The sequence below is a fragment of the Cytophagia bacterium CHB2 genome, assembly GCA_030263535.1.
In the GTDB taxonomy this organism is placed as follows: domain Bacteria; phylum Zhuqueibacterota; class Zhuqueibacteria; order Zhuqueibacterales; family Zhuqueibacteraceae; genus Coneutiohabitans.
Map to the genome: position 1 here is coordinate 72301 of SZPB01000001.1, position 8595 is coordinate 80895.

Here is an 8595-nt window from a genome sequence, read left to right on the forward strand (position 1 = left end):
ACTAAATACCCATATTTTGCGCGCGCGCGCGGAAGAGAAGCTCATACAGCAGATGGCAATATTGTGAAAGCTCGCGCTTGCCGACATTGGACACCGAGTAACGCCAGAAACCGTAGAGCGCGGTGAGATCGAGCAATTTGTTGCTATAGAGTTTCCAGGTGAACCGTTCCTGTACGCGTTGCATCGCTTGCGCAGATACACGATCCCAAACCTCCGGATCGCGTTCACATTGGCTTATGAATTCCAGCAAAGCGCCAGAGATAAGCTCCGGAACCGTCGGGTTGATGAGAAAGCCGCTCTTTTTATCCACAATGATTTCCGATGGCCCGCCGAAGTGGGTGGCAAAAACCGGCAATCCGCTTGCCATCGCTTCCAATACCGTAAGGCCGAAGGCTTCAAAGCGCGCCGGCTGCACGAACACGCCGCGATAATCCGCAATGACGCGATATGCGGAACCGGTGTCTTCCTTCTGCAAATGAATTCCCAGCCAGCGGATTTTTCCGTGCAACTGATAGTCCTGTATCAGGGCGTGCATGCGATGGATTTCAGCAATCTCTTCCGCGTCGTTGCTATGCTGTGGATCGACCTTGCCGGCGATCACAATGAGGTTACATTTTTCTTGCAGCGCCGGGTTCTTACCGAAACTCTCCACCAGCGTCGTTAGATTCTTCACGCGATCCAGGCGCGCCATGGTGAAAATCGGCGGCTTTTGTTTGTCGTGCAACGATCCGACAATCGACTCGCCCTCGGCCTCGAACAACAAGTGTTCCAACCGCAGTCGTTGATTGGTCAATCGGCGGCGTTGCTCTTTGTATGAGAAGAAAATATTTTCATCGACGCCCGGCGGGATCACATTGAACTTGGGATGAAAGAGATTAATGCCGTTCTCCACCTGCAGCAGGCCCGGCATGGTAAAAAATTGATAGGATTCATATTGCCCGCGGCGATCTTCCGTGCCGGCAATTTCCTGAAACGTGCTGGTAATGATAAAATCCGCCATATTCATGGCAATCAGGTCTGCGACAAATTGCAGCGAAAAATGATAATCATTCTCAAAATCGTGCCAGCGGAGATCGGAAAAGAGGTATTTCGTTTTTTCCAGCGCGTGCGCAATGTTACATTGAATCACATCCAACTGCTCCGACAACAAGGTTGCCACGAGATTGCCGTCGGAATAATTGCCGATAATCAAGTCGGGGCGTCCGTTGAATTCACTCAGCAGCGCCTGCTTGACCTCCTGAGCGTAGCGATGCAAATAGGGCCACATCTCGAAGCGTGAGATCCAATGCGGAATCACGTTGCCGTGACGATCGTGCAAGGGTATGCGCAAAATCCAGGAATTTTCCGTGTCATGAATTTTCTCCAGACGCACGTTGCTCGTTGTGCCTTGATGATCCGGAATCAGACGCGTAACGACGATGATTTTAGGCGAGGCCATCAGGCCGTATTCCTGCAAGCGCCCGCGCAATGTTTTTTCCAAAGCGCGCACTTGATCCAAAATATAAACCACCTGGCCGCCGGTATCCGGCCGGCCCAGGACATTCTCCTGCCCGAACCAGCCATGCGGCGAAATAATCGCGATTTTGGAAATCATCGGGATGCGCGAAATGAATTTCTCCAAATTGGAGGTGTCGGGCGCTTGAAACAATTCCAGCAGCAAACTCATGGATTCCAGAATGCGTCCAACCGTGTTGCCCCATCCCGGTTCGAAGCCATGCCGGCGCAGGTAGCCGGCGACTTCATTAAAAGACGTTTCAGGCGCGATGCCCGACAAATAATCGGTTACCACCTGCATATCGTTCATCAATGTTTTGTAATTTTGCACCGCCTCGCCATTGATGAGAAGCTGCTGGTCGCCGAGATGATGAATCTTGAGAAATTCGAACAAATGCGCATTCCACTTTTCGGGATCTTGAAACAGGCCGCTCGACATGTATTTATTCAGAAAGTCAATGCCGCGCCCGACTTGTTTGACATCAGAGATGGAAGGGCCATAATCATAAAACGGCAAAAAGTTCAAACGCGGCTTGCCGGCAAAATCGCTATGCTCGGGAGGCACGGATTTATCGCGCCGGTCGAGCAATTCGGCAGTCGAAAGCACTTCAACGCCCTCGCCATGCAAGCCGATTTCGTAAATGCGATAACGCGCCATGCGATAGCGATGCAAAAGAATGACAGCGCCATCGCTTAGCGTCAACTCCGGTGTGCGATACAACAGCTTGTAAATCGTGCTGCCGTGCAACAACTCCGGCTTGTTGTTGTTATGACAAAATTTTTCAAACTCTAAAAGAATATCGTTGCGCAACAAAAACCGGTTGGGTTGCCGGGAAATTTCATAAAGAAACATGCGAAAATCTTGAATCTCATTTTCAGCAACAAGCTCCGTGAGCAGTTTACGCATGTTCGCCTCCTTTCAAAAACTGATAATGCTCAAGACCATCCAAAATACCGGCGGCATGATTATGCGGAGAAAAATAGATATGCTTCAACCCGCGAATTTTTTCCAACTCGGCGCTATGGTTACCCACAACGACGCCCAGCATCTCGCCGCGCAGCATTTCAGCGTCATTGCCGGAATCACCGGCAACCAACACATGATTCAGAGCAATGCTCCATTTGTAACAAAGATAGCGCACCGCCTTGCCCTTGGAAGCGCGAAACGGCAAAATATCGAGAAAGCGCCCCGAGGAGTGAATCAGATTCGCGCGCAAACGATTGCGGCCGAGGAGATCATAAATTTCAAGAATATTCTCGGGGTTTTCGTCGATATAGTAACTCAATTTGAATTCGCGCTGCGTATCAGGCTCCTGCAATTGCAGAAAGTCAAAATTCTCCAGCAGCTTTTGAATTTTCTCGCGCTCCCAACTGCGTGAGATATGCGTGTGCCAGCCGTGATCGGGCAGCAGGTTGGGGCCATAATAAATTTCCGCGCCGACCGAGGAAATGATAAAGTCCGGCGCCGGCACATGGTGAGCGTTGAGTATGTGTTGCGCGGACGTAATCGTGCGGCCTGTGGCCACGCCGAATGCGATCGTCTGGCGGTATTGCCCCAAAATTTCGCTCAAGCGTGCAAGCGCTTCATCATCGCCGATTAATGTGTCGTCGATGTCGGTCACAAACAGACGATCGAGTTTGGTCAGGCGCTTGCCGATCACAGTGGCATCCGCGGCCGCCGCATCTCTAGAGTCGTTAGATGATTTTTCACTCCAAAATAATTTGTGCAGTTCGTCAAGGTAGGTTGTGCAATGCGCTTCCCAGGAATAATGCCGGCGCACGCCTTCGATGCCGTTGATCGAATAGCTTTTCCACAAATCGCGATCAACCAGGACTTTTTTGATGGCTGCGCTGATGTCTTCGGGCTGGTTAACATCAACCAGAATGCCGTTGTTACAATTCTGCACCATCTCGCGCGGCCCGCCGTCGTTCGTCGCGACAACCGGGAGTCCGCTTGCTGCAGCTTCAATCAGCGTGAGTCCGAAAGGCTCCATCAGCGCCGGATTGACAAATACGCCTTGCAAGCGCGCCGCCAGGCGATACAGCTCGGGCACCTCATATTCGAAATCATGCTGTTTGGGAATGGCGAGTTTGCCGTAGAGATCAAATTTATCCATCAGAAGCAGAAGCTCGGTCAAAACTTCGCGTTCATTGTCATCCATGGCGGCAATGTCTTTGCGAATGCCGGCAAAAATCGCAAGATTGGCGATGGCTTGCAGCTCTTTATCCGTGCCGTATGCCAGGATCAACGCCGGTATGTTTTTTTTGCGCACCGGCCGTGACAGCGCCAGAATCAGCGGCTTGTCGGGATGCCCGAGAAAACGTTCGAGTTCTTTGCGCACAAAAAAGTGCGCCTGTTTTTCCTGATCGCTTTTCTCAAGCAAGCCGACGGAGGTTTCATAGTAGGGATAAAATCGGGCGTTGTCCAATCCGGGCGGGATCACGCTGTAACGGGCTGATGCGCCGGCCTCGTATACCCCATATTGCATTTCAGCTTCCTGCTGTGTGCTCGTCACGATCAAATCGGCATGCGCGACAATCTTTTCTTCCGCCGCAATGCGTTGATCAATGCGGTATTTTTTATTCATCTCCTCCGGCGTCGCTCCGGAAGCGGCAAGGCGTTCCCTCTTGCTGCGCCCTAGCGAATGCCCGGTGAACACGAACGGCACATCAAAAAAATTTGCCAATTCGAGCGCGACCAAACCGGCGTCGGCATAATGGCCGTGCACCACGTCCGGCAGGCGACCTTGCTGCTTGAAAAATTGCAGCGTCTTGTCCACGAATTCGTCGAGATGCGGCCAAAGTAATTCTTTGCGAATGTACTTCCCACCGCCGCAAGGGATGCGCACGATGCGAACATTCTCGCTGAGCGGCTCGATCGGCTGACTGTAATCAGAGGCGTAGGCTTTATCACGAATCAAGCGCGTGAACACATCGACTTTTTCCACACCCGCTTGAGCGCCTAGTGACCGCGCCAACTCGATCACATACTTTATTTGCCCACCGGTGTCGGCATTTCGCCCCATTTCAAGATTCTGTCCGCGCACCAAACCATGTATGCTGAGAAGCTGAATGTACAATCCTTGCGTCGTCATAATCTTCAAAAATTCCCGAGCTAGGTACAAATGCAATTGAATAACAGTTATCGAATTTCCAAGGTTTCGCGCAAATAGCGGCTGAAAAATCTACCCATATCAGCCCGCCTTCGCCAGTTCATTTGACAAAAATAAATTGATGATCATTGGTAATTATAAAGAGTAACATCTTTGCGGAAAAAGCAAAGGCTTTTCTTCACAAACAAAAAATTTCTTGATTTGGCCTGGGTAACTCGCCGCTCAAAACGGCTTGGCATGTATAAAGGAATTTACAGGTAGGGATACCGGTCGTCGGTCAAGGTTCGTCCCCAATTTTCTTGCACTCGTACAGCAAGTGAGGGCTTCAGTACTTGTGTTATTTCTCAGATAAACTCTAAGGTCGTGTTCTTGGCGGAGAATGAACTTTTCTGGTTTCTTTTGATGCTGACATGCAATAATCTCTTAACGTAATTTGTTCAAGCAAATGCCGCAGCAAAACCTCATTTGTCTTTTGCAATCTTCATGCGCCACTCCGGACCCGAGCCAATTTGGTGAACTTGCGCAAAGCTTTCCTGATTGATCGCGAGCGCGACATGTAACTCACTATTGAGATAAAGCAACGGCTGGCCCACAGGCACATCGCCAAATGTACGGGCATAGGGCATTTTGCCGTCAAATACAACACGGCCGTTATGGCTGATTTGCACCACACACAGCGCGCCGAGCGCAATATCTAATTCTTTGAATGTCGCTTGATCGATGTTCGTCCAAATATTGCCGTACTGCACATCAAGAATCGGAATCGTGCCGAGCGCGGCGCCATTCTCTATTTTTGCTTTTTGATGGGGAATTGCCACGACTCGCGGTTCGAGCAATGGCCCGGTTTGTTCGAAAGGAATTACACCCGCAGCCAGGCGCGCGCCGGTATACGCGTAAATATCGCGGCCATGAAAGGTATAGGAATCTTGCGAGCCGGGCAAGCGATTGACATTTTCATCGATCTGGCGCAATGCCGCAACTCCCAACTCCTCCGCAACAAACGTCAGCGTGCCGTTGTCCGGTGTGACGAAATAATGCCCGCTCTTGGTTTGCAGCACAACGGATTTGCGTTCTGTGCCAACGCCGGGGTCAACAACCGAAACGAAAACTGTTCCGGCGGGCCAATAGCGCGCGGTTTCTTTCAACCGCAGCGCCGCTTCCCAAATGTTGTAGGCGGGAATTTCATGTGTGAGATCGAACATCCTGAGATTTGGGCTTACCTCGAACGCCACACCCTTCATGCTCGCCACTGCGCCGTCTTTTAAACCAAAATCGGTTTGAAACACCAGAGCAGACTGCGCCAGGCATGTAGTATTCAAAATGGCCAAAAAGATAATCGAAAAGAAGAGTTTTTTCATAATGCCTGTTCCGCACATTGAAAGTTGCAGATTATTGAGCGCCATCAATCCAAAAAACTCATTACTCCAAAACTGGCGAGTTCATGATGTTCCCAACGACTTGTTGGCGTGCAGCCAGCCTTGCGAGGCCTTCGTCCAGCGTAACATTTTGCGCCAGGCGTTTGGCAGTAAATTCGGCATGACGCCGGCGGTAAGATGCATCAATCTTGGCAAGAATACTTCGCTGGCATTGGTTTCAATCGCGCGCCGAATCGCCCGCGCCACGATTTCCGGCGTTACCAGCGGCGTCCAGGCCGTGCGCGAGACCCCGTCAATCATGCCGGTATTGACGAAGCTCGGACAAATCCAGCTCACGCCGATATTCCGGTCCGCCAATTCCGCACGCAACGCCGAACTGAACCCAACCACGCCATGCTTGGAGGCGGCATAGGCCGCCAAACCTTCGCTGCCAAATTTTCCTGCGACGCTGGCGAGATTGACGATGTGGCCATCATTGCGTTGGAGCATCAACGGCAAGGCGGCATGAGTCAACGCCATCAACCCGAGCAGGTTGATCTCAATCGTTTTTTGCCAGTCGCTGAAATCCCTCTCATCAAATGGGCCGCACGGCAGAACCCCGGCGTTGTTGATGAGTACATCGATACCGCCGAATTTTTCTGCAATGGTCTCGAGCAAGGCAGCGGTCGCGGTTCTGTCACTCACATCACATGCAAACGCTTCAAAACGAACACCCAGCACCGCAGTTTTTGCAGCCGTTTCCTCCATGCTGTCCGCGCGCAAATCGATGCCGAGAATGTGTGCGCCGGCGCGCGCCAATTCCACAGCCGCGGCTTGGCCAATGCCGCGACCGGCGCCGGTAAGCAAAACCATTTTGCCGTCGAGCTTCATTGCGACCTCCCTTGACACGCCTGTTCCCCGCAAGCTATAGCCGGGCAGCGAAAACAGCAAGTAATTTTTATGGCAATACCGGACTATAATTTCATCTTGACTTCGAAGGCCCAAGAGGTCTATATTGACGCCAATGAATATGAAAACGGACAGTTTTCTGGCGGTTTTGAAAGCGCTGCACGAGCACGATGTCGAGTATATTCTGGTCGGCGGGCTGGCGGTGATTCTCCATGGCATACCACGAGTTACCGAAGATTTGGATATTTTTGTCAAAAAAGACCCGGCAAACCTTGAGAAGCTCAAGAAAGCACTGCGCACGGTCTTCAATGATGATAGCATCGACGATTTGAACGAAAGCGATCTGGTGAACTATCCCGTGGTACGTTACGGCACACCAGAGGATTATTACATCGACATCATGGATCGCATCGGCGAGGCTTTCACGTATGCAGATTTGTCGCATGAAACCATAACGAGTGAAGGCATTCCCATAAAAGTGGCGACCATCGAAACCCTGATCTCAATGAAGCGCGGCACGATTCGGGATAAAGACAAAGCTGACGTTATTCTCTTGACCGAAAAACTGAGCAAGAGAAAATAATGCCTATTTATAAGTACCGCAGCCTCGAAGAGGCGGAAAAACATTTGGAAAAGCTTCTGCCCGCCGATCCCATCACCCGCCTGCGACGGCTGGAAATATTCCTCGTCGGGCTGCGTCCCCCAAAGCCGGTTCAACGCGGCATCTTCAAATTCAAAACTCTGGAAGCAGCCGAAGAACACCGACGGAAGACTTATGGTTAAAGGAAAAACATGCGACAAACGCACCTGCACCACATGCGGTTTCAACTGAACGGATTTACAACTTTCAAACCAACTCCGAGGAGAGCATTATGGCGTTGACAAATTTAGGTTATCAAGACAAGCTGTTCGTGATGCCGTTCGATCACCGCGGCTCGTTTCAAGCAAAGATGTTCGGCATCAAAGGCCGCCAACCCACTGACGAGGAGACCAAGCTGATCGCGTCGTATAAGAGAATCGTATATGACGGCTTCCGCAAAGCATTGACGATGGGCGTGCCCAAAGATAAAGCCGCGATTTTGGTCGATGAACAATTCGCCGCGGATTGCGCAAAAGACGCACTCAAGGACGGCATCAAAGTCGCGATGCCTGCTGAAAAAAGCGGACAAGATGAATTTGATTTTGAATATGGCGAACAATTCGGCGCGCATATTGAGAAATTTAATCCCACGTTTGTGAAAGTGCTGGTGCGCTACAATGTCGAAGACGATGCTGTATCAAATAAACGCCAGGCCGAGCGCCTGGCCCGGTTGAGCGACTATTGCCATTCCCACAACCGGAAATTCATGTTCGAACTTCTGGTTCCGGCAAATGAAGCGCAATTAGCGAAGCTCGGCGGCGACAAAAAGAAATTCGACACCACGGTTCGTCCGGGCTTGATGGAGAAAGCGATTGCGGAATTGCAGGCCTCGGGCATCGAAGCGGATGTCTGGAAATTGGAAGGCCTGGAACATGCCGCAGATTACAAGGCCATTGTGGCGCAAGCGCGCAGCAAAGGCCGCAATCATGTCGGCATGATTGTTTTGGGACGCGGCGAAAACGCGGAGAAAGTGAATCACTGGCTGCGTGAAGGCGCAAAAGTCGAAGGCGTCATTGGCTTCGCCGTCGGCCGCACGGTGTTCTGGGATGCGCTGGAAGGCTGCAAGAACAACAAGCACAGCCGT

General features: G+C 51.2%; 7 protein-coding genes. 3 read left to right on the plus strand and 4 right to left on the minus strand.

Annotation, left to right across the window (positions count from 1 at the left end):
* Position 1: 1 nt before the first annotated feature.
* From FBQ85_00340 to FBQ85_00355, 4 genes are all read right to left on the minus strand, one after another.
* Complete coding sequence (locus tag FBQ85_00340) at positions 2-2401, minus strand: sucrose synthase (GenBank protein ID MDL1873611.1); 2400 nt, start codon at positions 2399-2401, stop codon at positions 2-4.
* Positions 2394-4589, minus strand: coding sequence for an HAD-IIB family hydrolase (locus FBQ85_00345; protein ID MDL1873612.1), 2196 nt, complete (start codon positions 4587-4589; stop codon positions 2394-2396). Before FBQ85_00345 ends, FBQ85_00340 begins: the two co-directional genes overlap by 8 nt.
* A 479-nt stretch (positions 4590-5068) precedes the next feature.
* Positions 5069-5965, minus strand: coding sequence for a hypothetical protein (locus tag FBQ85_00350; protein MDL1873613.1), 897 nt, complete (start codon positions 5963-5965; stop codon positions 5069-5071).
* Between the two features lie 81 nt (positions 5966-6046).
* On the minus strand, positions 6047-6853 hold the full coding sequence (locus FBQ85_00355) for an SDR family NAD(P)-dependent oxidoreductase (GenBank protein MDL1873614.1): 807 nt from the start codon (positions 6851-6853) through the stop codon (positions 6047-6049).
* A 133-nt stretch (positions 6854-6986) separates the two neighbouring features.
* Between FBQ85_00355 and FBQ85_00360 the strand changes: the two genes are divergently transcribed.
* The 3 genes from FBQ85_00360 to FBQ85_00370 form a co-directional block, all read left to right on the plus strand.
* Positions 6987-7454, plus strand: coding sequence for a nucleotidyl transferase AbiEii/AbiGii toxin family protein (locus FBQ85_00360; GenBank protein ID MDL1873615.1), 468 nt, complete (start codon positions 6987-6989; stop codon positions 7452-7454).
* Positions 7454-7654, plus strand: coding sequence for a hypothetical protein (locus tag FBQ85_00365; protein ID MDL1873616.1), 201 nt, complete (start codon positions 7454-7456; stop codon positions 7652-7654). The genes FBQ85_00360 and FBQ85_00365 overlap by 1 nt, the downstream gene beginning before the upstream one ends.
* A gap of 89 nt (positions 7655-7743) precedes the next feature.
* Positions 7744-8595 (plus strand): DUF2090 domain-containing protein (locus tag FBQ85_00370; protein ID MDL1873617.1); only part of this gene is annotated, 852 nt, incomplete at its 3' end.

What these genes read in the sequence shown, in the direction of transcription:
- FBQ85_00340 (MDL1873611.1), bottom strand. Translation starts at nt 2,401, where the DNA reads ATGCGTAAACTGCTCACGGAGCTTGTTGCTGAAAATGAGATTCAAGAT.
- FBQ85_00345 (MDL1873612.1), bottom strand. Translation starts at nt 4,589, where the DNA reads ATGACGACGCAAGGATTGTACATTCAGCTTCTCAGCATACATGGTTTG.
- FBQ85_00350 (MDL1873613.1), bottom strand. Translation starts at nt 5,965, where the DNA reads ATGAAAAAACTCTTCTTTTCGATTATCTTTTTGGCCATTTTGAATACT.
- FBQ85_00355 (MDL1873614.1), bottom strand. Translation starts at nt 6,853, where the DNA reads ATGAAGCTCGACGGCAAAATGGTTTTGCTTACCGGCGCCGGTCGCGGC.
- FBQ85_00360 (MDL1873615.1), top strand. Translation starts at nt 6,987, where the DNA reads ATGAATATGAAAACGGACAGTTTTCTGGCGGTTTTGAAAGCGCTGCAC.
- FBQ85_00365 (MDL1873616.1), top strand. Translation starts at nt 7,454, where the DNA reads ATGCCTATTTATAAGTACCGCAGCCTCGAAGAGGCGGAAAAACATTTG.